Origin of the sequence: Streptomyces sp. NBC_01450 (genome assembly GCF_036227505.1) — a bacterium.
In the GTDB taxonomy this organism is placed as follows: Bacteria; Actinomycetota; Actinomycetes; order Streptomycetales; family Streptomycetaceae; genus Streptomyces.
In genome coordinates this window covers 8,655,041-8,680,430 of record NZ_CP109480.1, presented here as the reverse complement: position 1 = coordinate 8,680,430, position 25,390 = coordinate 8,655,041, and the positions used below count along the sequence as shown (strand labels likewise).

Annotated in this window: 23 protein-coding genes and 1 tRNA gene; 14 read left to right on the top strand and 10 right to left on the bottom strand. The window is 71.8% G+C overall.

The window, feature by feature from the left end; all coding sequences use genetic code 11:
• Window positions 1-23 precede the first annotated feature (23 nt).
• Together OG568_RS38575 and OG568_RS38570 are read left to right on the top strand one after the other, a co-directional pair.
• A complete protein-coding gene (locus OG568_RS38575; protein ID WP_266581361.1) occupies window positions 24-1,007 on the top strand; it encodes an aldo/keto reductase in 984 nt (327 codons plus the stop codon).
• Window positions 1,004-3,271: a helix-hairpin-helix domain-containing protein gene (locus tag OG568_RS38570; RefSeq protein ID WP_329534884.1), complete on the top strand. Its 2,268-nt coding sequence runs from the start codon at window positions 1,004-1,006 to the stop codon at window positions 3,269-3,271. The genes OG568_RS38575 and OG568_RS38570 overlap by 4 nt, the downstream gene beginning before the upstream one ends.
• Before the next feature lie 132 nt (window positions 3,272-3,403).
• Here OG568_RS38570 and OG568_RS38565 read toward each other — a convergent pair whose 3' ends face one another.
• The gene (locus OG568_RS38565) at window positions 3,404-4,111 is read right to left on the bottom strand and encodes a hypothetical protein (RefSeq protein WP_329534883.1); all 708 of its coding nucleotides are present in this window, start codon (window positions 4,109-4,111) and stop codon (window positions 3,404-3,406) included.
• 47 nt (window positions 4,112-4,158) lie between these two features.
• On the opposite strand from OG568_RS38565, the gene OG568_RS38560 reads away from it, so the two are divergent.
• Entirely contained in the window at window positions 4,159-4,347 is a 189-nt protein-coding gene (locus OG568_RS38560) for a DUF5703 family protein (protein WP_054231126.1), read from the top strand.
• Window positions 4,348-4,478: 131 nt separating this feature from the next.
• Here OG568_RS38560 and OG568_RS38555 read toward each other — a convergent pair whose 3' ends face one another.
• The 3 genes from OG568_RS38555 to OG568_RS38545 all read right to left on the bottom strand — a co-directional run bounded on the left by OG568_RS38555 (window position 4,479) and on the right by OG568_RS38545 (window position 7,188).
• Window positions 4,479-5,330: a chaplin family protein gene (locus OG568_RS38555; RefSeq protein WP_329534882.1), complete on the bottom strand. Its 852-nt coding sequence runs from the start codon at window positions 5,328-5,330 to the stop codon at window positions 4,479-4,481.
• Between the two features lie 151 nt (window positions 5,331-5,481).
• Window positions 5,482-5,715: a chaplin ChpH gene (chpH, locus tag OG568_RS38550; protein WP_010988036.1), complete on the bottom strand. Its 234-nt coding sequence runs from the start codon at window positions 5,713-5,715 to the stop codon at window positions 5,482-5,484.
• Between the two features lie 147 nt (window positions 5,716-5,862).
• Entirely contained in the window at window positions 5,863-7,188 is a 1,326-nt protein-coding gene (locus tag OG568_RS38545) for a M20/M25/M40 family metallo-hydrolase (protein WP_266415862.1), read from the bottom strand.
• Between the two features lie 188 nt (window positions 7,189-7,376).
• Between OG568_RS38545 and OG568_RS38540 the strand changes: the two genes are divergently transcribed.
• The 4 genes from OG568_RS38540 to OG568_RS38525 all read left to right on the top strand — a co-directional run bounded on the left by OG568_RS38540 (window position 7,377) and on the right by OG568_RS38525 (window position 13,541).
• Window positions 7,377-7,461, top strand: a tRNA-Leu gene (locus OG568_RS38540).
• Window positions 7,462-7,790: 329 nt separating this feature from the next.
• Window positions 7,791-11,675 carry a Pls/PosA family non-ribosomal peptide synthetase gene (locus OG568_RS38535; protein WP_329534881.1) on the top strand — a complete coding sequence of 1,295 codons (3,885 nt, stop codon included), beginning with the start codon at window positions 7,791-7,793 and terminating at the stop codon, window positions 11,673-11,675.
• 71 nt (window positions 11,676-11,746) lie between these two features.
• Window positions 11,747-13,135 (top strand): M1 family metallopeptidase, encoded by a 1,389-nt coding sequence (locus tag OG568_RS38530; RefSeq protein ID WP_329534880.1) that lies wholly within the window; start codon window positions 11,747-11,749, stop codon window positions 13,133-13,135.
• A 22-nt stretch (window positions 13,136-13,157) separates the two neighbouring features.
• The gene (locus OG568_RS38525) at window positions 13,158-13,541 is read left to right on the top strand and encodes a YchJ family protein (RefSeq protein ID WP_443077811.1); all 384 of its coding nucleotides are present in this window, start codon (window positions 13,158-13,160) and stop codon (window positions 13,539-13,541) included.
• Window positions 13,542-13,546: 5 nt separating this feature from the next.
• Here OG568_RS38525 and OG568_RS38520 read toward each other — a convergent pair whose 3' ends face one another.
• Window positions 13,547-14,248 (bottom strand): FadR/GntR family transcriptional regulator, encoded by a 702-nt coding sequence (locus tag OG568_RS38520; protein ID WP_266415853.1) that lies wholly within the window; start codon window positions 14,246-14,248, stop codon window positions 13,547-13,549.
• A gap of 130 nt (window positions 14,249-14,378) precedes the next feature.
• On the opposite strand from OG568_RS38520, the gene OG568_RS38515 reads away from it, so the two are divergent.
• Window positions 14,379-14,906, top strand: coding sequence for a gluconokinase (locus tag OG568_RS38515; RefSeq protein ID WP_329534879.1), 528 nt, complete (start codon window positions 14,379-14,381; stop codon window positions 14,904-14,906).
• A 38-nt stretch (window positions 14,907-14,944) separates the two neighbouring features.
• Complete coding sequence (locus tag OG568_RS38510) at window positions 14,945-16,342, top strand: GntT/GntP/DsdX family permease (RefSeq protein ID WP_329534878.1); 1,398 nt, start codon at window positions 14,945-14,947, stop codon at window positions 16,340-16,342.
• Between the two features lie 39 nt (window positions 16,343-16,381).
• Here OG568_RS38510 and OG568_RS38505 read toward each other — a convergent pair whose 3' ends face one another.
• The 5 genes from OG568_RS38505 to OG568_RS38485 all read right to left on the bottom strand — a co-directional run bounded on the left by OG568_RS38505 (window position 16,382) and on the right by OG568_RS38485 (window position 22,407).
• Complete coding sequence (locus OG568_RS38505; protein WP_329534877.1) at window positions 16,382-17,017, bottom strand: cytochrome b/b6 domain-containing protein; 636 nt, start codon at window positions 17,015-17,017, stop codon at window positions 16,382-16,384.
• Entirely contained in the window at window positions 17,001-17,762 is a 762-nt protein-coding gene (locus OG568_RS38500) for a molybdopterin-dependent oxidoreductase (RefSeq protein ID WP_385076407.1), read from the bottom strand. Before OG568_RS38500 ends, OG568_RS38505 begins: the two co-directional genes overlap by 17 nt.
• 129 nt (window positions 17,763-17,891) lie before the next feature.
• On the bottom strand, window positions 17,892-19,457 hold the full coding sequence (locus OG568_RS38495) for an APC family permease (RefSeq protein WP_329534876.1): 1,566 nt from the start codon (window positions 19,455-19,457) through the stop codon (window positions 17,892-17,894).
• Between the two features lie 44 nt (window positions 19,458-19,501).
• Complete coding sequence (locus tag OG568_RS38490; protein WP_266685546.1) at window positions 19,502-20,461, bottom strand: hypothetical protein; 960 nt, start codon at window positions 20,459-20,461, stop codon at window positions 19,502-19,504.
• Window positions 20,462-20,751: 290 nt separating this feature from the next.
• Window positions 20,752-22,407, bottom strand: a complete 1,656-nt coding sequence (locus tag OG568_RS38485) for an FAD-binding dehydrogenase (RefSeq protein ID WP_329534875.1) — start codon at window positions 22,405-22,407, stop codon at window positions 20,752-20,754.
• A 312-nt stretch (window positions 22,408-22,719) separates the two neighbouring features.
• On the opposite strand from OG568_RS38485, the gene OG568_RS38480 reads away from it, so the two are divergent.
• From OG568_RS38480 to OG568_RS38460, 5 genes are all read left to right on the top strand, one after another.
• On the top strand, window positions 22,720-23,613 hold the full coding sequence (locus OG568_RS38480) for a DMT family transporter (protein WP_266581385.1): 894 nt from the start codon (window positions 22,720-22,722) through the stop codon (window positions 23,611-23,613).
• A 77-nt stretch (window positions 23,614-23,690) separates the two neighbouring features.
• Window positions 23,691-24,212 (top strand): NUDIX hydrolase, encoded by a 522-nt coding sequence (locus OG568_RS38475; protein WP_329534874.1) that lies wholly within the window; start codon window positions 23,691-23,693, stop codon window positions 24,210-24,212.
• A 32-nt stretch (window positions 24,213-24,244) separates the two neighbouring features.
• On the top strand, window positions 24,245-24,637 hold the full coding sequence (locus tag OG568_RS38470; RefSeq protein ID WP_329534873.1) for a YidH family protein: 393 nt from the start codon (window positions 24,245-24,247) through the stop codon (window positions 24,635-24,637).
• The gene (locus tag OG568_RS38465; RefSeq protein ID WP_329534872.1) at window positions 24,634-24,996 is read left to right on the top strand and encodes a DUF202 domain-containing protein; all 363 of its coding nucleotides are present in this window, start codon (window positions 24,634-24,636) and stop codon (window positions 24,994-24,996) included. Before OG568_RS38470 ends, OG568_RS38465 begins: the two co-directional genes overlap by 4 nt.
• Window positions 24,997-25,076: 80 nt before the next feature.
• Entirely contained in the window at window positions 25,077-25,373 is a 297-nt protein-coding gene (locus OG568_RS38460; RefSeq protein ID WP_329534871.1) for a hypothetical protein, read from the top strand.
• Window positions 25,374-25,390: the final 17 nt, after the last annotated feature.

Here is a 25,390-nt window from a genome sequence, read left to right as displayed (position 1 = left end):
TTTGGCCAGTAATCTCGGCGTCCATGGAGCAGAGGCATCTCGGCCGTACCGGCCTGCGTGTGTCCCGGATCGGACTCGGCACCCTCACATGGGGGCGGGACACCGACGAGCACGACGCCGCGGAGCTGTTGAAGGTGTTCTGGGAAGCGGGCGGGAACCTCGTCGACACCGCGGATGTGTACGGGGACGGGGAGTCGGAGTATCTGATCGGGCAGCTCATAGAAGGGCTCGTGCCGCGTCGCGACCTGGTCATTTCCACCAAGGCGGGCAGTGTGCCCGACCCGGACCGGCGGTTCGACGGCTCGCGCGGGCATCTCCTGTCGGCGCTCGACGCCTCGCTGCAGCGCCTCGGCACGGACTACGTGGATCTGTGGCATGTGCACGCCTTCGACCCGGACACCCCGCTGGACGAGACCCTCCAGGCGCTCGACCTCGCGGTCAGCAGCGGTCGCGCGCGGTACGCGGGGGTGTCCAACTTCTGCGGCTGGCAGCTCGCCAAGGCGGCGACCTGGCAGCTGGCGGCGCCCGGAACACGGACCCGGATCGCCAGTACGCAGCTCGAGTACTCCCTGCTCCAGCGCGGCGTGGAGCGGGAGGTGCTGCCCGCGGCGCTCGACCTGGGCGTCGGTCTGCTGCCGTCCTCCCCGCTCGGGCGGGGTGTGCTCACCGGGAAGTACCGGGGCGGCACACCGTCGGACTCCCGGGGCGGCTCGGAGCACCTCGCGCCGTTCGTCGCGCCGTACCTGGACGACACGGCGAGCGGCATCGTGGACGCGGTGGCGACAGCGGCGGACGGCCTCGCGGTCACACCGTTGCAGGTCGCCCTCGCCTGGGTCCGCGACCGGCCCGGCGTCGCCGCCCCGATCGTCGGCGCGCGCAACGCGCAGCAGCTCACGGCCGCGTTGTCAGTGGAGACCCTTAGTCTTCCTGACGAGATCTGCCGGGCGCTCGACGATGTGTCGGCACCGGTGCACCACTATCCCGATCACGACTGGAGCACGCTGTGAGCACGGAGCCCGAGACCACGGAGGAAGCAGAGCCGGGGACGCCGGGCGCGGGAGCGACCGACGACCCGCAGACCGCGGACACGGATGCGGACATGGTCACGGAAGCGGACGCGGACACCACGCCCTCCGAAGGCGAGGGGACCGCGGCCGAGGGCGGTACGGAGACCGAAGGCGCGGCGGACGCGGCCAAGTTGTCCGAGGCCGCGGCGGAGTTGGCGGCGCAGCGGCTGGAGCGGGAGCGGATCGAGCGGCGCAAGGCCGAGAGGCAGGGGCCGATCGAGGCCGGCGCCAAGCTCAGCGGGACGGCCGCCGATCTGCTCGCGGCGGTGCGGGCCGTCGAGAGCGGCGAGAAGCCCGCGGCCACCGCCTTCCGCGAGCCCGCGCCGACGCCACGCAGGACGGTCGCCCCGGAACCCGTGCGCCGCCCGGAGCCGGTGGCCGCCCCGGCCCGGACCTCGGTGACGGTCGCTCCGGAAGCCGTCGCCGCCGTAGGCGCCGTACTGAGCGAAGGCGGCGCACCCGACGCCCTCGCACCGGGGGCCCTCGCGGCTCTCGGCGAGGGCGCGGACGAGCAGTTGCGCGAGGACCCCTGGCAGCTGCTGCGGGTCGCCGGGGTGCGGCCCGAGCAGGCCGACGGGTTCGCCCGCGCGATGCTCGGCGCGGAGTGCCGCCCGGACGACGAGCGGCGCGGCCGGGCGGTCACCGTCTGGCTCCTCGAGCAGGCGGCCCTCGCCGGGCACACCGCCCTCGACGCCCCCGCGCTCACCGCCGCGCTCGCCCAGCGCGCGGTGCCGGACCCGGACGCGGCCGTGCAGAGCACCCTCGCCGAGGGCGACGCGCTGGTCTTCCAGGACGCCCTCGACCCCGCGCCCCCGGCCCAGGAAGAGGGCGCCGAGGAGTCCGAGGAGCGTCCGGTCCGCGTCCTCATCGGCCTGGAGCGGTACGCCCTGGCCGAGGAGAGCCTCGCCGACGGACTGGCCCGGGTGATGAACTCGGTGCCGAAGGCCGACGGCTCCGCCGACGGTTGGGAGCAGGCCGCCGCGTCGGCCACCCGCTCCGCCGCGGAGCTCATCCGATCGGTCGCGGGCCACGGCCTGGTCCTGCACACCGGCGGGGACGCGTCCCAGGCGGAGGCGGCGGCGCTGCTGCACGCCGCGCGCGGTCTCGGTCTGCGTGGCTGGGCCGCCGCCCACACGCCGAGCGGCCGCGACGGCTTCACGGTCCGGACGGCGCGGTACGACCTGCCGGACGGCCCCTCGGACGGCCCCTCGGACGACCCCTCGGGCGACGCCGAGGGCGGGCCGGTCACCGGGGTCGCCACCGTCGCGGGACTCCTCTCCGGCGCCGAGGGCCCGGGCCGGGACGCGGACGGCGCCTTCGACCTGGACCTCCTGGTCGTCCTGGACGCACCGCAGCTGGACGTCGAGACGGCGGCGATGCTCGCCGAGTCGCTGCCGGACGGCGCGCGGCTGGTGCTGAGCGGGGACCCGGGTGTGCTGTGGTCGGCCGGTCCGGGGCGCGTCTTCGCCGACCTGCTCGCCGCCCGCGTGTGCCCGCAGGTGGCCTCGAGGACGCCGGACCCCGGCCCCATCGGCGAACTGGTCTCCGGGGTCGGCATCGGCGAGCTCAACCAGGTCGAGGCGCCCGGCAAGGAGGTCGTGATCGTCCCCGTGCGGGACGCCGGCGAGGCGGTGCACCGGACCGTGCAGCTGGTCGCGGACTCGGTGCCGCGCGCCATCGGCATCCCGGCCGAGCAGACGCAGGTGATCACCCCGGGGCATGGCGGCGCGGTCGGCACCCGCGCGCTGAACACCGCGCTCAAGGAGCGGCTGAACCCGGGCCCCGGCCGCTTCGGCGGCTTCGACCCCGAAGACCGCGTCGCCTACTCCCCCGCTCCGGGTCGTACGGCGGTGGGGCACGTGGTGAAGGCCGACGCCGACGGGCTGCACCTGACGTGCTCGGGGCTCCCCGTCGTCGTACCCAAGGAGCGGGTGGAGCAGTCGGTGCGGCACGGCTGGGCGCTCACGGCGCACCAGGCGGTCGGGCTGCGCTGGCCCGCCGCGGTCGTGGTGCTCCCCGGTGACGCCGCGGCGGCCCTGACCAGGCCCTGGGTCTACACGGCCTTCGGCCGGGCCGAGCGCCATCTGTCCGTGGTCCACGGGGTGGAGCAGGCACTGCAGCGGGCGGTGGCCGAGATCCCGCAGAAGCCGCGTACCACGCGTCTGCCCGCCCTGCTCAAGGCACAGGTCCCGGCAGCGGGCTGAGCCCCGCTCAGGGACACGACTCCCCTACGCGGGAAGGTGGCGGCCACCGGACTTCCGGTGACCGCCACCTTCCTGTGACGCGGTGCTCAGCGATCCCGCGAGGGGATGCTCGGCGATCCTGTGACGCGGTTCTCAGCGATCGGCGTCCAACGGCTCCAGATCCCCGTCCTCGTCCAGCTCGGAGTCCGGAGCGAGCTCGTCGTCCAGCTCGTCCTCGTCCGGCTCGTCGTCGAAGACCGCGCTGACGTCGAAGCGGCAGACCACCCGCTGTGGGTCGATCGCCTCGAAGGGGGTCTCCAGCCACTCGCCGGGATCGGCGGGTTCGTCGGCGGCCGTGACCCAGAGTGTGGAGTCGCCCTCCTCCAGGCCGAACTCCTTGTGCCGGGAGGCGATCTCGTCCGGCTCGAACTCGCCGAACAGGACGCCGAGCGCCCCGTGCACCGTGCCGGAGGCCGCGTCGAAGCCCGCGGCCGCGGTCGCCCCGTCCTCCTCCACCGCCTCCACCCGCTGGGCCTGTGCCAGCAGTCGCTGCGGCTCCACCACCGCGTAGTCCCGCCGGATCAGCACGCTCAGCGCGTTCGGTTCCTCGGGCCCCGTGTACGGCGGCAGCGTGTCGTCGCTACCGGGGATCTCGAAGGGCGTGACCTCGTCGTAGCGGTCGTAGAGCAGCTCGTCGTACTCCTCGGCCGCGGCGGCCAGCTCGTTGAACGCCTCATAGACGGCCGGGTCGTCATCGCCCGACCTGCGCTCGACCGCGGCCAGGTGGCGGTCGAGCGCGATCTTGACAGCCTCGGCGGCGGCGCGTACCTCGGCAGCGGTGGGCTGCACAGCATCAGACATAGTGCAGACGCTATCCGTACAGGGCCTCTGCCCGCACAATAGATGCGATGCCGGAATACGAATTTGTCGACGTGTACGTGCCGCGCGGGGTGTCCCGCAAGGAGACGACACGTCTGCTGACGGACCATGCGGAGTACGGACACTGGGAGTTGGACCGCCTCAGCCTGCACCCCGACGGCAGCCGCAAGGTGCGGCTGCGCCGGCGGATCATCCGCCAGGTGCGTGCCACGTGGTGAGCGGAAGCGGCTGAAACGGGGCGGGCCCCGCCGGTGCGGGGCCCGCTACGGGCGCTTCGCCACAGGGGATGCCTGTGGCGTCGCGATTACCCCTGTCCCGGCCCGTTCCCGTCCTGCCTTGTTCTGCCGGTCTACGCCCCGGAGCGCGCCCGGCGGTAGAGCACGGCGCCCGCCAGCAGCGCGCCCGCGCCCGCCGGGATCACCGCGCCGATCGGCAGGTCACTGCCGGTGTGGGCGAGCTGCGCGGGGCTCTGCGGCTGGGAGACGTTCTGCGTCCCCGGGTGGTGGGGGTGCGCGGCGGGCGGGGTGCCCGGGGTTCCGGGGTGCCCGGGCGTACCGGGGTTTCCAGGCTGACCCGGATTCCCGGGCTGACCGGGCTGCCCCGGATTCCCGGGGTTCCCCGGCTGACCCGGGTTTCCGGGCTGTCCCGGGTTTCCGGGGTATCCCGGGTGACCTGGGTGACCTGGGTGGCCGGGCTGCCCCGGGTGCCCCGGGTGACCGCCGCCGGGCGGATAGTGGGTGTGGCCGCCGTGTCCGTTCGCGCAGTCGTTGCCCATCGCCGGGTTGCCGACTCCGATCACGTTCACGCTGTTGCCGCAGGCGTTGACCGGCACGTCGATCGGCACCTGGACGTGATTGCCGGAGCCGACGCCCGGCGAGCCACTCGCGTGCCCGCCGGCGTGGGAGCCGCCGCCCGAGTGCGAACCACCGCCCCCGTGCCCCCCGGCGGACGATCCACCGCCGTCGTTGACGCACTTGTTGCCCATCGCCGGGTTGAGCAACCCGACGACGTTCACGGTGTTGCCGCAGACGTTGACCGGCACGTGCACCGGTACCTGCACCGTGTTGCCCGACAGCACGCCGGGCGAGTTGGAACTGGCGCCGCTCGCACCCGAGTCGGCGTGTGCGTAGCCTCCGGTCGCGGCGAGTACGCCGGTCGCGGCCGCCACGGTCATCAGGCCCTTGCGGGTGACCTGTCGCATAGCTGAATTCCCTGCCTTAGTCCTTGGCTTGGACCCTCCGGAAAGCGCACGCATCCGTCCCGTGCGTGCGCCGAAAGCCGGTCGGCCCCGGAGCGCATGGCGCACGCTCCGGGGCCGACGGGCTCAGACCCTCATGGGGTGAGGCACAACGTCACTTGTTGATGCAGGTGTTGCCGAAGGCGGGGTTCAGCAGCCCGATCACGGAGACCGTGTTGCCGCAGACGTTCACCGGGACGTGAACAGGCACCTGGATGACGTTGCCGGAGACGACGCCCGGGGAGTGCACAGCGGCACCCTGGGCACCCGAGTCGGCGACAGCCAGGCCCGCACCCGCGAGAACCAGACCACCAGTGGCAGCCGCAGCAGCGACGACCTTCTTGATCATTATTCCTCCTTGTAGGCAAATGCGATCCCCAAGTAGCGGATCACATCACCTGTAACGAGGAAGAAGTACTTGAGCTACGAGCTTATGGTCCCATTCACCCGTCCCGGGCGATCTCCGCACGTACGGGCGATTGCGGGCGTCAACACGTCATGACGCCTCGATGAAGCGGTCGAGTACGCGGACGCCGAACTTCAGCGCATCCACCGGCACCCGCTCGTCGACCCCGTGGAACATGCCCGCGAAGTCCAGCTCCGGCGGCAGCTTGAGCGGGGCGAAACCGAAGCAGCGGATGCCGAGGTCGGCGAAGGACTTGGCGTCGGTGCCGGCCGAGAGCATGTAGGGCACGGCACGCGCGATCGGGTCCTCGGCGGACAGCGCGGTCTGCATGGCGTCGACCAGTGCCCCGTCGAAGGTGGTCTCCAGCGCCTTGTCCGCGTGCACGTCCGTACGCTGGACCTTCGGTCCGAGAATCCGGTCCAGGTCGGCGAGGAACTCCTCCTCGTATCCCGGCAGGTACCGCCCGTCCACGTGCGCGGTCGCCTGCCCCGGAATCACGTTGACCTTGTATCCGGCACCGAGCTGGGTCGGGTTCGCGGTGTTCTGCAGGGAGGCGCCGATGAGCTTGGCGATGCCGCCGAGCTTGGCGAGCGTCTCGTCCATGTTCTCCGGGTCGAGCTCGGTGCCGAGCGCGTCGCCGAGCTCGTCGAGGAAGTGCCGCAGCGTCTTCGTCACCCGGACCGGGAACTTGTGCCGCCCCAGCCGCCCGACGGCCTCGGACAGCTCGGTGATCGCATTGTCCTTGTGGATCATCGAACCGTGCCCGGCGGTGCCGTCCACGGTCAGCTTCATCCAGTGCATGCCCTTCTGGGCGGTCTCGACCAGGTACAGCCGCAGCTTCTCGTTGACCGTGAAGGAGAAGCCGCCGACCTCGCCGATCGCCTCGGTCACGCCCTCGAAGAGGTCGGGGTGCTTGTCGACGAGATGCCGCGCGCCCCACGTACCGCCGGCCTCCTCGTCGGCGAGGAACGCGAGGACGATGTCCCGGGGCGGCTTGCGCCCGCTGCGCAGCCGGTCCCGGACGACCGCCAGCGTCATGGCGTCCATGTCCTTCATGTCGACCGCGCCGCGGCCCCACACCATTCCGTCCGCGATCTCGCCGGAGAAGGGGTGGTGGGTCCAGTCCGCCGCGTTGGCCGGTACGACGTCGGTGTGGCCGTGGATGAGCAGCGCGGGGCGCGAACGGTCCTCACCCTCGATACGGGCCACGGTCGACGCGCGCCCCTTGTGCGACTCGAAGATCTGCGGCTCGAGCCCGACCTCGGCGAGCTTCTCGGCCACGTACTCCGCGGCCTTGCGCTCACCCGGTCCGGAGTGGTCCCCGTAGTTGCTGGTGTCGATCTGGATCAGCTCGCGACAGAGGTCCACGACCTCGTCCTCGCCAGAGACGCTCCTGGCCGTGTTCGACTCGCTCACGCTGCTTCCTCCCACTGTCACTGCTGGTGGTCCCCCCTCATCCTCTCTCCCGCCCCCACCCTCCCCCAAGGCCGGACCCGGCCCGTCACACGCCGTTCACGCGGCGACGGGGTGTGACCGGGGGCCCTCGAAAGCCTGGTAATGTTTCCTCTGTCGCCGCGAGGGAAACCCCGCGCGACAAACACCTTGTCCGGGTGGCGGAATGGCAGACGCGCTAGCTTGAGGTGCTAGTGCCCTTTATCGGGCGTGGGGGTTCAAGTCCCCCCTCGGACACACAGAGGAGTGAGGGCCGCGACCGTCAGGTTGCGGCCCTCACTCGTTGCGTCGACCACAGGTCTCGCTCGCCGTGTTCACCGCGTTACGGACAGATGTGGGGCAGATCTCGTCAGGATGACATACCCCCATGTCAGAGCACCGTCACCACACCGGAATCAGTTGTTCCGGTGCCCTCGTACGGCCCCCTCACATGGCTGACGACCAGGTACGCGACTAGCGTCGTACTAAAATTCCAGGCTTGTTTGGAGCTGGACCGGAACATCCCCAGGCATACCTGCGGGCCCACCAGCTCCCCGGACGCTCCGGGAACGACACGTGAGGACCCGATGGCAGCCCTCGAGCAAGGCCCCGCACTCGCGCTGTTCGACGAGGAGGTGCGCGCGGAGTTCGGCGACCCGGCGCGCTTCTCCGCCTCCGTCGCCGCCTCGCCGCGCACGCTGGTCGACATCCTCGACGCCACCGTCCGGGCCCACCCCGACGAGCCCGCCCTCGACGACGGTCACCGGAGCCTCACCTACCGCGCCCTCGCCGTCGAGGTCGAGGCCCTGCGGCGGCGGCTGAGCAGCGCCGGAGTGGGCCTCGGCGACCGGGTCGGCGTCCGCGTCCCCTCCGGCACCAACGAGCTGTACGTCGCCATCCTCGCCGTACTGGCCGCGGGCGCCGCCTACGTACCGGTGGACGCCGAGGACCCCGACGAGCGGGCCGAGCTGGTCTTCGGCGAGGCTCAGGTGCGGGCCGTCATCGAGGCCGGGCACCGGCTGACCGTCAACAGCGCCTCCGAGGTGCCCGCCGCGCGGCCCGGCGTCGAGCACGACGCCTGGATCATCTTCACCTCCGGGTCCACCGGCAAGCCCAAGGGCGTGGCCGTCAGTCACCGCAGCGCCGCCGCCTTCGTCGACGCCGAGGCGGAGCTGTTCCTCACCGAGGACCCGATCGGGCCCGGCGACCGGGTCATGGCGGGCCTGTCCGTCGCCTTCGACGCCTCCTGCGAGGAGATGTGGCTGGCCTGGCGGTACGGCGCCTGCCTGGTGCCCGTACCGCGTTCTCAGGTGCGCAGCGGCACCGACCTGGGGCCCTGGCTGGTCGAGCAGGAGATCAGCGTCGTCTCGACCGTGCCGACGCTCGCCGCGCTCTGGGAGCCGGAGGCCCTGGGCGACGTACGGCTGCTGATCTTCGGCGGTGAGGCCTGCCCGCCCGAACTGGTCCAGCGGCTGGTGACCGAGGGCCGCGAGGTGTGGAACACCTACGGGCCCACCGAGGCGACCGTCGTCGCCTGTGCCTCCCTCATGACCGGCGAGGAGCCCGTCCGGATCGGGCTGCCGCTGAACGGCTGGGAGCTGGCCGTGGTCGACGAGGCCGGCGAGCCCGTGGCGATGGGCGACAGCGGTCAGCTCGTGATCGGCGGGGTCGGGCTCGCCCGGTATCTCGACGCCGAGAAGGACGCGGAGAAGTACGCGCCGCTCACATCGCTCGGCTGGGAGCGGGCGTACCGCAGTGGTGACCTGGTCAAGGCCGAGCCGGAGGGGCTGATCTTCCTCGGGCGGGCCGACGAGCAGATCAAGCTCGGCGGGCGCCGTATCGAGCTCGGCGAGGTCGACGCGGCGCTGCAGGCGCTCCCCGGTGTGGCGGGGGCCGCGGCCGCCGTCCGTACCGCCCGCGGCGGCAACCAGTTGCTCGTCGGTTATGTCGTCACCCAGGAGGGCTGGGACCAGGCCGCCGCCGTCGAGAAGCTGCGCGCCGAGCTGCCCGCGGCCCTCGTCCCGCTGCTCGCCCCGGTCGAGGACCTGCCGACCCGCACCTCCGGCAAGGTCGACCGGGGCGCGCTCCCCTGGCCCCTGGAGGGCCTGGAGAGCGGCGGTGCGAAGGAACAGCTCTACGGCACCGAGGCCTGGCTCGCCGAGCAGTGGAGCGAGGTCCTGGGCATCCCGGTCTCCGGCGCGTCCGACGACTTCTTCGCGATCGGCGGCGGCAGCCTCGCCGCCGCCCAGCTGACCACCCGGCTGCGCACCCGCTACCCCAGCGCCGCCGTGCTCGACATCTACCAGCAGCCCGTCCTGCGCAAGCTGGCCCGGCACCTGGAGAAGTCCGCGCAGGACGACGGCGCCGAGCGGGTCATCGCCCCGGTACCGCTGCGCGCCAAGGTGACCCAGCTGTTCCTGCTGATACCCCTGTTCACCCTGATGGGGCTGCGCTGGACCGTGGCGCTGGCCGCGCTCGGCAACATCCTGCACTGGTTCGGTCCGTACCCCTGGGCGCCGAGCGCCTCGTGGTGGCTCGTCGGCGCCGGGGCGGTCGTGCTCTTCAGCCCGCCCGGACGGCTCGCGATCGCGGCCGGCGGGGCGCGGCTGCTGCTGCGCCATGTGAAGCCCGGGCGCTACCCGCGCGGCGGAAGTGTGCACCTGCGGCTGTGGACCGCCGAGCGGCTGGCCGAGTTCAGTGGCGCGGTCTCGCTGACCGGGTCCTGGCTGGAGCGGTACGCCCGTGCCCTGGGCGCCAAGGTCGGCGCGGACGTCGATCTGCACTCGCTGCCGCCGGTGACCGGCATGCTCAAGCTGGGCCGGGGTGCCGCCGTCGAGTCCGAGGTGGATCTGTCGGGGTACTGGCTGGACGGGGACCGGCTGGAGATCGGGCAGGTCAAGGTCGGCGCCGGTGCGGTGGTCGGGACGCGCAGCATGCTCTTCCCGGGGGCGCGCGTGGGCAAGCGGGCCGAGGTGGCGCCGGGCTCGGCGGTCGCCGGGCAGATTCCCACCGGACAGCGCTGGGCCGGAGCGCCCGCAGGCAAGCTCGGCAAGGCGAAGCGCGCCTGGCCCAAGGAGCGTCCGCGCCGGGGCACGTACTGGCGGGCGATGTACGGCGCGACCGGTTTCGCGCTGACCGCGCTGCCCGTGCTCGCGGGTGTCGCCGCGCTCCTGGTGGCGCATGTCTTCGTGAGCGCGGACGCCGGACTCGGTGCGGCCCTGCGCGGCGCGGCGCTCGCGCTGGTCCCGGCCACGCTCGCCTTCGGGCTGGCCTACGCGCTGCTGCTCCTGGTCGGCGTGCGTCTGCTCAGCCTGGGCCTGCGCGACGGCACCTACCCGACGCACAGCAGGATCGGCTGGCAGGCCTGGACCGTCACGCAACTGATGGACCGCTCGCGCGACACACTGTTCCCGCTGTACGCCGGGCTGATCACGCCGGTGTGGCTGCGGCTGCTCGGCATGAAGATCGGCCGGGGCGCCGAGGTCTCCACCGTCCTCGCGCTGCCGAGTCTCACCACCGTGGGCGAGGGCGCCTTCCTCGCCGACGACACCCTGACCGCGCCGTACGAGCTCGGCGGCGGCTGGATGCGGATCGGGCGCGCCGAGATCGGCCGCCGGGCCTTCCTGGGCAACTCCGGGATGACCGCGCCGGGCCGCAGTGTGCCGGACGGCGGGCTGGTCGGGGTGCTGTCGGCGACCCCGAAGAAGGCGAAGAAGGGCAGCTCGTACCTGGGGCTGCCGCCGGTGAAGCTGCCGCGCTCGACGCAGGACGGCGATCAGAGCCGTACCTACGACCCGCCCGCGCGGCTGTTGTGGGCGCGGGCGCTCGTGGAGCTGTGCCGGATCGTCCCGGTGTTCTGCTCGGCGGCGCTGGCGGTGCTGACGGTCGCCGCGCTGAGCGCGCTGAGCGCGCTGGGCGGGTGGGCGCCGCTGCTGGCCGGACTCGTGTTCCTGGGCGCCGGTGTGCTCGCCTGCCTGACGTCCATCGTGGCGAAGTGGCTGCTGGTGGGCCGGCACCGGGCGGGCGAGCACCCGCTGTGGAGCGGTTTCGTGTGGCGCAACGAGCTGGCGGACACCTTCGTCGAGGTCGTCGCCGTGCCGTGGCTGGCCGGATCGGTGCCCGGTACGCCGCTGATGACGGCGTGGCTGCGCGGCCTCGGTGCCCGTATCGGCAAGGGCGCATGGATCGAGAGTTACTGGCTACCCGAGACGGACCTGGTGACCCTGGGGGACGCGACCACGGTCAACCGGGGCTGTGTCCTGCAGACCCACCTCTTCCACGACCGGATCTTGCGGACGGATACTGTTGTCCTCCGTGAGGGCGCCACTCTGGGCCCGGGCGGAATCGTCCTTCCCGGCAGCACAGTCGGGGCGCGCAGCACGCTGGGACCCGCGTCGCTCGTCATGGCGGCGGAATCCGTCCCCGACGACACCCGCTGGCTGGGCAACCCGATCGAGGCATGGCGTTCCTAGGCGCCTGTACGGCGTCCGGGGACGGTGCACCGGCACGTCGTACGAGCACAGCGCAGGGAGCAGACGCAAGCGTGAGCGTTCAGCAGACAGTGGGATCGGACCCGTACTTCCCGGCGAACGGTGATCCCCGTTACCGGGTGCACCGGTATGAGCTCGCGCTGGACTACCGCCCCGGCCCGAACCGGCTGTCCGGCACCGCACGGCTCAACGCCATAGCGGGCCGGGCTCCGCTGGCCGAGTTCCAGCTGAACCTGGCCGACTTCCGGATCGGCCGGGTCCGGGTCGACGGCAAGGCACCGCACTACACGCACCGGGGCGGCCGGCTGCGCATCCGCCCGCCGAAGCCGATACGGGCCGGGGCCGCCTTCACCGTGGAGGTGCACTGGTCGGGCAACCCCAAGCCGGTCGCCAGCCCCTGGGGCGAACTCGGCTGGGAGGAACTGGAGGACGGGGCGCTGGTGGCGAGCCAGCCGACCGGCGCGCCCTCCTGGTACCCGTGCAACGACCGCCCCGCCGACAAGGCCTCGTACCAGATCTCCATCACGACGCCGTCGGCGTACTCGGTGGTGGCGGGCGGCCGGCTGCTCACCCGGACGACGAAGGCGTCGACGACCACCTGGGTGTACGAGCAGGCGGCGCCGACCTCCAGCTATCTGGTCGGGCTGTCGATCGGGAAGTACCAGACGGTGCTGCTCGGCGACCCCGGACTCGGCGGCGTACCGCAGACAGGACATCTGCCCGCGCACCTCCTCGCCGAATTCTCGCGGGACTTCGCGCGGCAGCCCGCGATGATGGAGCTGTTCGAGCAGATCTTCGGGCCGTATCCGTTCGGCGAGTACGCCGTGGTGGTGACCGAGGAGGAGCTCGATGTCCCCGTCGAGGCCCAGGGGTTGTCGCTGTTCGGCGCCAACCACGTGGACGGGGCGCGGGGTTCGGAGCGGCTGGTCGCGCACGAGCTGGCGCACCAGTGGTTCGGCAACAGCGTGTCCATCGCGGACTGGCGGCACATCTGGCTGAACGAGGGCTTCGCGAAGTACGCCGAGTGGCTGTGGTCGGAGCGGTCGGGAGGTCGTACGGCACAGCAGCTGGCCGCTCTCGCGCACCGCAAGCTGTCCGGGCAGCCGAAGGACCTGGTGCTGTCCGACCCGGGCCGCAAGCTGATGTTCGACGACCGGCTCTACGAGCGCGGCGGACTCACCCTGCACGCGCTGCGCTGCGCGATGGGCGACGAGGCCTTCTTCCGTATGCTGCGCGGCTGGGCCGCCCTGCACCGGGGCGGCGCCGTCACCACGGCAACGTTCACCGGGCACGCCGCCCGGTACGCGGCCGAGCCGCTGGACGACCTGTTCGGAGCCTGGCTGCATACGGCGAAGCTGCCGCCGCTGCCCACCCAGCCCGCATCGGTCGCGCCGATGCCGGCCCGCCCGACATACCCGCCGACCAACGCCGACTCGGCGTAGGGCCCTTCCGGGCTGGGGGAGAATGGCGGTCATGACCAGTCGTAGCTGCCCGTGCGGGCTGTCCGAGCCGTACGCGCGGTGCTGTGGGCCCTTCCACCGCGGTGAGGCGCTCGCGCCGACCGCGGAGCGGCTCATGCGGTCGCGGTACTGCGCCTTCGTCAAGGAGGACGAGGGGTATCTGCTGCGGACCTGGCATCCGCGGACGCGGCCGGGGCGGGTCGACTTCGACCCGGGGATGCGGTGGACGGGGCTGGAGATCCTCGACACGGGGCAGGGGTCGGCGTTCCACTCCGCGGGGACGGTGACCTTCCGGGCCTCCTACCGGGGCGGTTCGCTGCACGAGCGGAGCCGGTTCGAGCGGGTCGACGGGGCCTGGGTGTACGTGGACGGCGACTTCCTGGAGTAGGACGCCTACGGCGCGAGGACGTCCAGTTCCTGGAGCGCCCCGACCGTGATCTCGCGGGTGAGTGCCTCGGCGCGGGCCGCGTCGCCTTCGCGGACCGCCTCCGCGACCTGGACGTGCAGGGTGACGGCGGCGGGGTCGGGGTCCTCGAACATCACCTCGTGGTGGGTGCGGCCCGCGAGGACCTCGGCGACGACATCGCCGAGACGGGCGAACATCTCGTTGCCGGAGGCGTTGAGGATCACCCGGTGGAAGGCCACGTCGTGGACGAGGTACCCCTCCAGCTTGTGGCCGCGTGAGTTGGCCACCATGCCGAGGGCGCACTCGGTGAGCTCCGCGCACTGCTCGGCGGTGGCGTGCCGCGCGGCCATGCCCGCGGCGATCGGTTCGACGGCGGAGCGCAGCACGGTGAGCGAGCGCAGCTGGTGGGGGCGGTCGGCGCCGGCCAGCCGCCAGCGGATGACCTGAGGGTCGAACACGTTCCATTCCGCCTTGGGGCGGACCGTGACGCCGACGCGACGGCGGGACTCGACCAGGTCCATGGACTCCAGCACCCTGACCGCCTCGCGCATCACGGAGCGTGACACCTCGAAGCGCTGCGCGAGCTCGTCCGTGCGCAGCACGCTCCCCGGCGGGTACTCGCCCGCCGTGATCGCCGGCCCGAGACATTCCAGTACATGTCCGTGCAGCCCCCGGCCCCGTGTGGTCATGGGCTCAGCGTACGAGGCGGAGCCAGTGGACAAAAAGTCAGACTTATATGTCACACACTCTTGAATTAGTCGTACCTAATGAGTTTCAGTGTCGTCGACATCAGATGTCGACGAAGACAGTGAGAGCACGATGCAGCAAGTGCGCACCCCCCATGTCGTCGTGGTCATGGGCGTCGCAGGCACCGGCAAGACCACCATCGGTCCCCTGCTTGCGGCCCGGCTCGGCGTTCCGTACGCCGAGGGCGACGACTTCCACCCGCAGGCCAACATCGCCAAGATGTCGGCCGGGCACCCGCTGACGGACGACGACCGCTGGCCGTGGCTGGACGCCATCGGCCGTTGGGCGCACGACCGGCACGGGCTCGGCGGAGTGGTCAGCAGTTCGGCGCTCAAGCGCAGCTATCGCGACCGGCTGCGGGCCGAGGCGCCCGGAGTCGTCTTCGTCCATCTGACCGGTGACCGCGCGCTCATCGAGGACCGGATGTCGCACCGTCAGGGGCACTTCATGCCGACGGCGCTGCTGGACTCGCAGTTCGCCACCCTCCAGCCGCTGGAAGCGGACGAGGCGGGTGTCTCCGTGGACGTCTCCGGCGACCCCGGGGAGATCACCGAACGGGCCGTCGCCGCACTCCAGGGGCTCGACCAGCCCTCGCTCTAACACCTTTCCCACGTACGTTTCTCAAGCAAGGGACCACCGTGACCAGACTCAGCGTCGAGATGCTGGCAGCGGACGCCGTCGAGCCGATCACCTCGGCGGGCCATGCTCAGCTGGGCATCGCCGTACTGGCGGGCATCGCCGTCATCGTCCTGCTCATCACCCAGTTCAAGCTGCACGCATTCCTGGCCCTGACCATCGGCTCGCTCGCCCTCGGCGCCTTCGCCGGGGCCCCGCTCGACAAGACCATCGCCAGCTTCACCACCGGTCTCGGCGCCACCGTCGCCGGTGTGGGCGTCCTGATCGCGCTCGGCGCGATCCTCGGCAAGCTGCTCGCCGACTCCGGCGGCGCCGACCAGATCGTCGACACCATCCTCGCCAAGGCGGGCGGGCGCGCCATGCCGTGGGCGATGGTGCTGATCGCCTCGGTGATCGGCCTGCCGCTGTTCTTCGAGGTCGGCATCGTGCTGCTGATCCCGGTCGTGCTGATGGTCGCCAAGCGCGGCAACTACTCCCTGATGCGCATCGGCATCCCGGCGCTGGCCGGTCTGTCCGTGATGCACGGCCTGATCCCGCCGCACCCCGGCCCGCTGGTCGCCATCGACGCGGTCAAGGCCAACCTCGGCATCACGCTCGCGCTGGGTGTCCTGGTCGCCATCCCGACGGTGATCATCGCGGGCCCGGTCTTCTCCCGCTACGCCGCCCGCTGGGTCGACGTCCCCGCCCCCGACCGCATGATCCCCACCCGCGCCTCCGAGGAACTGGACAAGCGTCCCGGCTTCGGCGCCACCCTCGCCACCATGCTGCTGCCGGTCGTCCTCATGCTGTCCAAGGCGCTGGTCGACATCATCGTGGACGACCCCACCCACATGGTGCAGCGCGCCTTCGACGTCGTCGGCTCCCCGCTGATCGCCCTGCTCGCGGCCGTGATCGTGGGCATGTTCACACTGGGCCGCGCGGCCGGCTTCACCAAGGACCGCATCTCGACGACCGTCGAGAAGTCCCTCGCTCCCATCGCGGGCATCCTGCTGATCGTGGGCGCGGGCGGCGGCTTCAAGCAGACCCTGATCGACTCCGGGGTGGGCCAGATGATCCTGGACATCTCCAAGGACTGGTCGATCCCCGCGCTGCTGCTCGCCTGGCTGATCGCGGTCGCCATCCGCCTCGCGACCGGCTCCGCGACCGTCGCCACCATCTCGGCGGCCGGTCTGGTCGCGCCCCTCGCGGCCGACATGTCGACCGCCCACACCTCCCTCCTGGTCCTCGCGATCGGCGCCGGCTCGCTCTTCTTCAGCCATGTCAACGACGCCGGTTTCTGGCTGGTCAAGGAGTACTTCGGCCTGAGCGTCGGCCAGACCGTCAAGACCTGGTCCGTCATGGAGACGATCATCTCGGTGGTGGCGGGCGGGCTGATCCTGCTGCTGTCGCTGGTCATCTAGGGGGTGTGCCGGGGGCCTTGAGCCCCCGGCAGACTCGGCCTAAGGCCGCCAGAGGGGATGTTCCCGTTCCGCCCACTCCCGGCTCACCGAGCCCGTGCGCAGGCCGTGGCGGGCCTCCGGGTCGCCGAGGGCCATGCCGATGTGGCCCGCGAGGACGACGCCGATCGTGAGCGCGAGCCAGTCGTGGACGAAGGTCGCCGAGGTGCGCCACATCAGGGGGGCGAGGTGGGTGAACCACATCAGCAGCCCCGTGGCGAGCATGACCAGGGTCGCGCCGGCGATCCAGGCGGCGTAGGTCTTCTGGCCCGCGTTGAACTTGGCCGCCGGGCGGGACGAGCGGCGCCGGTCCCGTCGTAGCGCCGCGCGCAGCCACGTACGGTCGTGCGGGCCCCAGCGGTTGAGGCGGCCCAGGTCCGCGCGGAAGGCGCGGGAGACCAGGCCCGCCAGGACGGGTACCGGGAGCAGCAAGCCCGCCCATTCGTGGATCCTGACCACCAGCTCACGGCGGCCGACGAGCTCCGCGAACATCGGGAGGTACAGGCAGGCCGCCGTCGCCACGCAGATCCCCATCAGCAGGGCGGTCACGCGGTGCACCCAGCGCTCGGCGCGGCTGAAGCGCCGTACGCGTGGCGCGGGCGCGGCGAGGGCGGGGGTCTCGTCAACTCGTGGGTGCATCGTCGCGTCCGTTCGAGCGGCCGACCCACGCGTCCACGTCGTAGCCCCGGTCCTCCCAGTACCCGGGACGGACGTCCTCGGTGACGGTGATGCCGGAGAGCCACTTGGCGGACTTGTAGAAGTACATGGGGGCGACGTAGAGGCGGACCGGGCCGCCGTGGCTGTGGCCGAGGGGCTTGTCCTGCATGCGGTGGGCCACCAGGATGTCCGGGCGCCGGGCCTGCTGCAGCGTGAGGCTCTCGGTGTACGCCCCGTCGAAGCAGGTGAAGCGGATCGCGCGGCCCTTGGTCTGGACCCCGGCGGCGTCCAGGAGGTGGGACAGTCGTACGCCTTCGAAGGGGGTGCCGGGCACGCGCCAGCCCGTGACGCACTGGACGTCGTGGACGATCCGGGTCTGCGGCAGGGCCTTGAGGTCGGCCAGGGTGTAGCTGCGGGGGTGGTCGACCAGGCCGTTGATGGTCAGCCGGTAGTTCGACGCGTCCTTGTGCGGGACGGATGAGGTCACCGAGTAGTAGCGGAAACCGCCGCCGTTGGGGAGCAGGCCGGTCAGCCCCGTGGGGTCGTCGGCGAAGAGGGACTCCAGGCCACGCTGCAGGGTGGGCGCGGCCAGCACGCCGAAGGCGCCGAGTCCGAGCGTGCCGAGCAGGAGCCGGCGGCCGATGGGCGCGCCGGAGGCTTCCGGGTCCTCCGGCGGGCGTTCCCGGGGCCGGTCCGGTCCCTGCCGTGGGGACTGTTCAGGGTTCACACACCCATACGAGCACCCGCGACCCCCTTGAGGCCAGCGGCAGCGGGTGCTCGTCAGATTTCCGTAACCACTTCTCACGCGCTTCTCAGAACGGACGCCCCGGATCGGGGCGCCGGACGAGGGCTCCGGTCAGGGCGTGGACTCCGCCGCCTTGTCCAGCTGGAACGCCTCGTTGCCCAGGCCGATACGGGCGTACGCCTCGGGTTTGCGGGAGCGCAGCACCAGGCCCTGGACCAGGCCGACGACCAGGGCGGCCGCGACGAGGGCGGGCAGCAGCCAGCTCAGCACGGAGCCGGGACCGGCACCGACCAGGATGTCGAAGTCCTTGACCGTGTAGCCCGCGATCACGAGGAGGGCGACGGCCGCGATCGCCGAGGTGACCAGGCGCCAGGCCTGGGCGCCGGCGGCGCCGCGGCGGGCGAAGAAGACGATCACTGAGACCGAGGCCGCCGCCATCAGCAGGATGACGCCGAGCGCGCCGACGTTGCCGGCCCAGGTGAACAGGTGCAGCACGGGCGCGGTCGGGTCGCCGGTGGGCTTGTCGTCGGTCACGGCGAACGCGATCAGCACGATCGCAGAGACGCCGGTCTGCAGCAGCGAGCCGGTGCCGGGCGCGCCGCTGCTGCCGGTGGTCCGGCCGAAGGCGGCGGGCAGCAGCCCTTCGCGGCCCATGGCGAAGGCGTAGCGCGCGACGACGTTGTGGAAACTGAGCAGCGCGGCGAACATGCCGGTCACGAAGAGGACGTGCAGGCCGTCGGTGAAGGCTCCCCCGAGGCGCGACTCGGTGAGGAAGAACAGCAGTCCGGCGCTCTGCTTCTGCGCCGCCCCGACGATCCCGGAGGGGCCCGCGGCGACGGTCAGCGCCCAGGAGCTGAGCGCGAAGAAGACGGCGACGAAGCCGATCGCCAGGAACATCACGCGCGGGACGAGGATGTGCGGGCGGCTGGTCTCCTCGGCGTACACCGGTGCCTGTTCGAAGCCGGTGAAGGCGGCGATGCAGAAGCACAGCGCGGTTCCTACGCCCGCCCCGGTGAGCGTGTCCGGGTTGAAGGCGTGCAGGGAGAGGCCCTCCTTGGCGGGGTCGGCGACGGCGGCGATGTCGAAGATGACGACGAGCGCCACCTCGACGACCAGGAGGACGCCGAGTACGAGCGCGTTGACGTCGATCTTCAGCCAGGAGAGCGCGCCGACGGCGAGGACGGCGATCAGCGCCGGTATCCACCAGGCGACCTCGACGTGGGCGTAGGTGGCGAACAGCCCGGAGACCTCGAAGCCGAAGATGCCGTAGATGCCGAACTGCAGGGCGCTGTAGGCGACGAGCGCGACCGCGGCGGCGCCCGCGCCCGCGGTGCCGCCGAGACCGCGGGCGACGTAGGCGTAGAAGGCGCCCGCGTTGTGGACGTGGCGGCTCATCTCGGCGTACCCGACGCTGAAGAGCACCAGCACCACGCCGAGGATGACGAAGAGCAGCGGCTGTCCGACGATGCCCATCACCGCGAATGTGGTGGGCATGACACCCGCGACCACCATGAGGGGGGCGGTCGCCGCGAGGACGGAGAGCAGCAGACCTCCCGTGCCGAGGCGGCCCGCGTGCAGGGCGCGCTCCTGGCCCTTGAAGGTGCTGATGGCGCCACCGGCCGTGGCGGGTCTACCCGTGTTCGAACTGCTCGATGTGCTCGAACTGCCCGTCGTCATCGCGGGGCCGTCCTTTCGGGTTTTTCGACTTCTTGTGGGTGGGGTCACGCCGTGCCGAGGGCGCTGTCGCGGGCGGCACGGAAGGCTTGGTACGGGTCGCGGTCCGGGTACGACCACGGCACCGGGGTGGCGTGCGGCCCGATGCGGTGGAACAGGGCGGCGGCCTCGGCGCCCCGGCCCTCGCAGAACTTGGCGTGGGCGAGGAAGTTGAGGTCGAGGTGGCGGCGGGGGTGGTCCTCGCGCTCCCACTCCAGCCACCAGTCGAAGGCGGCCTTCATCACCTGGCGGGCCCGGCGTCCGACCCAGTGCCCGGAGGCGACCGGGTCGGTGGACTCGCTGCCGGCACCGGCCAGTACGCGATAGCGCTCGGCGTGCGCGACGACGGGCAACATCGCGAGCGGAGAGTCGGCGGGCGCCTGTTCGGCCGCCCAGTTCGCGAAGTCGTAGACCTCGTGGAGGGGGTCCTGACCGGCCTCGGCGCGGCGCTCGGCGAGCCGGGCGACCATCAGGTGGTGGGCGTGGTGGTGGTCGGGGTAGCGGTGGCGCACCTCGTCGAAGAGCCGGACCACGTCGCCCTCGCTGCCGCGCGAACGCTCCAGTATCAGCAGGCCGAGCCAGGGGGTGGGGTCGGCGGGCACGAGCGCGGCCGCGGCGGCGCAGGCCTCGCGGGCACCCTCCGGGCGGTCCTTGCCGTGCAGGGCGCGCTCGACGGTCGCGCAGGCGAGCAGCACGGCGGCGTCGGCGGACTCGGGCTCGGCGAGCTGCCAGTCGCGGGCCCAGGCGTGGGCGGCGGGCTCCTGCGCGAGGACGGTGACACGGTGTCCGCGGCGGTCCCAGTCGTCGCCCGTCGCGGCGAGCAGTGCGCGGACCGCGGTCCATCGTCCCTGCGCCAACGAGGCGCGCGCGGCGACGAGTTCGGTGTCGTCGAGCGCGGCGTCGAAGGCGTGGGCCGCGCGTTTACGACCACGGCCGAGGGGAGGAGGGGGTGGCGGGGGTGGCGACACCGCGGGGGTTCCTCACAGACGCGGCTGGTCAAGGGGTGATCACGCACAGCAAACCCTTGGCTGAGGGTTTACGTCAAGGCCCGATTGGTTCGCTGCCCGTTGCAACTACCCTTGAATGGCGCAGAGTTGATGTTCCTCCGCACGCCCTGCGGGCCGGGAACGGGCTGGTGGGGCAGCCCCCTCCGGGGGCGAGCCCGACTCCCCGCGGGGGCCGAGCCGCGCCCGGGCCCCGGTTCCCCGGAGCCCGGGTCACGGCTGAAACCCGACCCCAAAACGGCCCCCCGCGAGGGTCAGCTCACCGCCTTGGCGGCCGCGCGGCCCGCCGTGCGTCCGGAGAAGAGACAGCCGCCGAGGAAGGTGCCCTCGAGGGAGCGGTAACCGTGGACTCCGCCGCCGCCGAAGCCGGCGGCCTCGCCGGCCGCGTACACACCGGAGAGCGGGTCGCCGCCCTCCGTCAGCACGCGCGAGGAGAGATCGGTCTCCAGGCCGCCCAGGCTCTTGCGGGTGAGGATGTGGAGGCGGACGGCGATGAGCGGGCCCGCCTTGGGGTCGAGGATGCGGTGCGGGGTGGCCGTACGGATCAGCTTGTCGCCGAGGTAGTTGCGGGCGCCGCGGATCGACATCACCTGGAGGTCTTTGGTGAAGGGGTTCGCGATCTCCCGGTCGCGCGCGACGATCTCGCGGCGCAGCGCGGCCTCGTCGATCAGCGACTCCTTGGTGAGGGCGTTCATGCCGCGCACCAGGGCGCCCAGATCCTTCTCGACGACGAAGTCCGCGCCGTTGTCCATGAACGCCTTGACGGGGCCGGGTACGTCGGCGCGGGCCCGGCCGATCACGTCCCTGATCGACTTGCCGGTCAGGTCCGGGTTCTGCTCGGAGCCCGAGAGTGCGAACTCCTTGCCGATGATCTTCTGGTCGAGCACGAACCACGTGTAGTCGTGGCCGGTCTTCATGATGTGTTCGAGCGTGCCGAGGGTGTCGAAGCCCGGGAAGAGCGGCACCGGGAGCCGGTTGCCCCGGGCGTCCAGCCACAGGGAGGACGGGCCCGGCAGGATACGGATGCCGTGGTTCTCCCAGATGGGGTTCCAGTTCTGGATGCCCTCGGTGTAGTGCCACATGCGGTCGCGGTTGATGAGGTGCGCGCCCGTCTCCTCGGCTATCGCGAGCATCTTGCCGTCGACGTGCGCGGGGACGCCCGCGACCATCTTCTCGGGCGGCGTGCCGAGCCGCTCGGGCCAGTTCGCGCGGACCAGGTCGTGGTTGCCGCCGATACCGCCCGAGGTGACGATCACCGCCTGCGCCTTGAGCTCGAACGCCCCGGCGACCGTACGGCTGCTGGCCTGCCCGCGCGCGATGCCGGACGGCTCCAGGATCTCCCCGGTGACCGTGTCGACGGTGCCCGCGCTACGCGACAGCCCGGTGACGCGGTGGCGGAACTTGAGCTGGACGAGCCCCCGGGCGACCCCGGCCCGTATCCGCCGCTCGAAGGGCGCCACCACCCCGGGCCCGGTCCCCCACGTGATGTGGAAGCGCGGCACGGAGTTCCCGTGGCCGTTGGCGTCGTATCCGCCGCGCTCCGCCCAGCCGACCACCGGGAAGAAGCGGACCCCCTGCTGGTGCAGCCAGGACCGCTTCTCACCGGCCGCGAAGTCCACGTACGCCTCGGCCCAGCGGCGCGGCCAGTGGTCCTCGGTCCGGTCGAAGCCGGCCGTGCCCATCCAGTCCTGGAGGGCGAGCGCGTGACTGTCCTTGATCCGCATCCGGCGCTGCTCGGGCGAGTTCACGAAGAAGAGTCCGCCGAAGGACCAGTGGGCCTGGCCGCCGATCGACTGCTCCGGCTCCTGGTCGAGGAGAATCACCGTGCGGCCCGCGTCGACGAGCTCCGCGGTCGCGGCGAGCCCCGCGAGGCCCGCTCCGATCACGATCACATCTGCGTCGTAGGCCATGGGCCCGTCCTCTCGGCCTGCCGACGTTTCCGGTCGACTTCTGTCGGCTTCGTCACGAGCCGGCGGCATCGGTCGTTGGTTGATGAGACAGTGGTACGAAAGACATCAGGCATCAATACCGGTCGAACAGGCGCGGCTGCCGTTCGACCAGCTTGTTGTTACTGATCGGTCAGATCCTTCGGCAAGAAGAGTGACCGAGTCAACTGCCCGGTTCCGGGTACTCCCGTGGGCAGGGCCAGGCCGATGGCACTACAGTCGGCGGGAATACGCGCCCGTGACCCGTGCTGACCCGAACGTATCGAGGTATCCAGCGTGTCGGTTCTCGTTCTGATTCTCTCGGTGAGCGCGGCCTGCTGTCTGGGCTTCGGATTCGTGCTCCAGCAGAACGCCGCCTCGCACGCTCCGCTGAGCGACTTCCTCTCCCCCCGCCTGCTGCTCGACCTCATCCGGGTGCCCCGCTGGCTGGGCGGTATCGGACTCATGGCGTGCGGCATGATCCTCGGTGCGGTCGCCCTGGGCGAGGGCGAGATCTCCCTGGTGGAACCCCTCCTCGCGACCAACCTGCTCTTCGCGCTCGCGCTCTCCCGTCACCAGACCAAGCACCCCCTGGGCCGCCAGGGCTGGGCGGGGCTCGGCCTGCTCGCGGGCGGGGTCACGGCGTTCATCCTGGCGGGCAAGCCCAGGGGCGGCGACTCGGTCATGGATCCGCTGCGGCACTGGCTGATCATCGGGATCATGATCGGGCTCGCGCTGCTGCTCACCACCTACGCCAAGCGCTCCCGGCTGAGCGCCGCGCCCGTCCTGCTGGCGCTGGCCGCGGGGCTGCTGTACGGCGTGCAGGACGCGCTCACCCGGGTCAGCGGGCAGCGGTTCGGCGCCGGCGGCTGGAACGAGCTGCTGACCGGCTGGCAGCCGTACGGCGTGCTGGTGCTCGGGGTGACGGCCCTCGTCCTGGTGCAGAGCGCCTTCGAGACGGCGGAGCTGCGGATGTCACTGCCCGCGCTCACCGCCGCCCAGCCCCTGGCCGGAATCGTGTGCGGGGTGGGTTTCCTCGGGGACCGGCTGCACACGGACGTAGGGGCGCTCGCCTGGGAAGCGGCGGGGCTCGCGGCGATCGTGGTGGGAATCCTCCTGCTGGGCCTGCATCCCGCGATGCCGTCGGGCACCACCAAGACGGAGTCGGTACGGGACCTCCAGCCGCATTGAGGCGCCCGGCGGCGCCGCGTCGGGCCGCACGGGCGGCGCGCACCGTCCCCGGTTCCGGCGGCTGCTTGGATGGGACCATGAGTGCCGCTGACGAGATCCTCGACATCGTGGACGAGAACGACGTGGTCATCGGGCAGTCCCCGCGCGGCGAGGCGTACGCGCGCGGTCTTCGCCACCGGTGCGTGTTCATCCAGGCCCGGGACCGCGAGGGCCGGCTCTTCGTCCACCGCCGTACACCCGTCAAGCTCGTCTTCCCCTCGCTGTACGACATGTTCGTCGGCGGGGTCGTGGGCGCGGGCGAGTCGTACGACTCCGCGGCCCTGCGCGAGGCCGAGGAGGAGCTCGGGGTCTCCGGGCTCCCCCGGCCCGTCCCCCTCTTCAAGTTCCTCTACGACAACGGCTCCGGCCAGACCTGGTGGTCGGCCGTCTACGAGGTCCGCTGCGACCTTCCGGTGAACCCTCAGAAGGAGGAGGTCGCCTGGCACGACTTCCTCACCGAGGAGGAGGTGGAGCGGCGCCTGTCGGACTGGACGTGGGTGCCGGACGGCCTGGCGGCGTACGAGCGCCTGAAGGACCACCGGGCGACGGGCACCGGCTGAGCCCCCCGCCGGGCCCCGGTAGGGTCGATGGCGTGATCGAATTCGTACGGAACGTCCGGCTGTGGTTCGCGCCCGAGGCGGTCCGGCAGGAGGGCGGCACGCCCGACTACCGGTTCTCGCTGGCGAACGAGCGGACTTTCCTCGCCTGGCTGCGCACCGCGCTGGCGCTGATCGGCGGGGGCTTCGCCGTGGATCAGTTCCTGCCGGACCTGCGCCGGGGCTGGCGGGTCGGCCTCGCGCTGGCCCTGCTGGCGGCGGGCGTGCTCTGCTCACTGCGCGCCGTCAACCACTGGGTGCGCTGCGAGCGCGCGATGCGCCGGGGGGAGGACCTTCCCGTGTCGCGCTTCCCGGCGCTGCTGAGCATCGCCGTCGCGATCGTGGCCGTCGCGATGGTCGTCGTCGTCCTCGTCGGCTGGGAAGGGTGACCGTGCCCGGCCCGGAGCACCGCCGCGAGCGGGACCCGGGGCTGCAGCCGGAGCGTACGCGGCTCGCGTGGCGGCGTACGACCCTGTCGAGCACCGTCGCCGCGGTCCTCGCGGCCAAGGCGGCGCTGCACGGCGGCCCGTCGGCGATCGACCTGACGGCCTGCGCCCTGTGCTGCGCGCTGTGGCTGGGCTTCCTGGCGCTCGCGCACCGGCGCATCCGCGTGCTCTCGACGACGTCCGGCACCGACGGTCCCCCCGCACTCGCACCGCGGCACGCGACGGCGGCGACCCTGTGCACGGTCGCCCTGGCCGTGTGCGCGGTGGCACTGGTGTTCCAAACAGGGTCAAATGGGGCGTAATGGTGCAAATAGTGATGGATGCGGTTCTTTCTGGCGCTAGCCTGAGCCGTCATTTCACGCCACTCACGAAGGTGAGCACCATGACCACCCTTCACCTGGAGCACCCGACCCACGAGCACACCCACGGCCCGGACTGCGGGCACACCGCCGTGCAGCACGGGGACCACGTCGACTACGCGCACGACGGACACCTGCACCGGGAGCACTCAGGACACTGGGACGAGTGCGAGCCGAAGGGCCACACGGCGCACGGCGAGCACGGCCACCGGCACGGCGAGGGCTGCGGGCACCCCGCGGTCACCCACGGCGACCACGTCGACTACCTGCACGACGGCCACCGCCACGCCGAGCACGACGGCCACTGGGACGACCACTAGAAGCTGCCCGGTCGCGA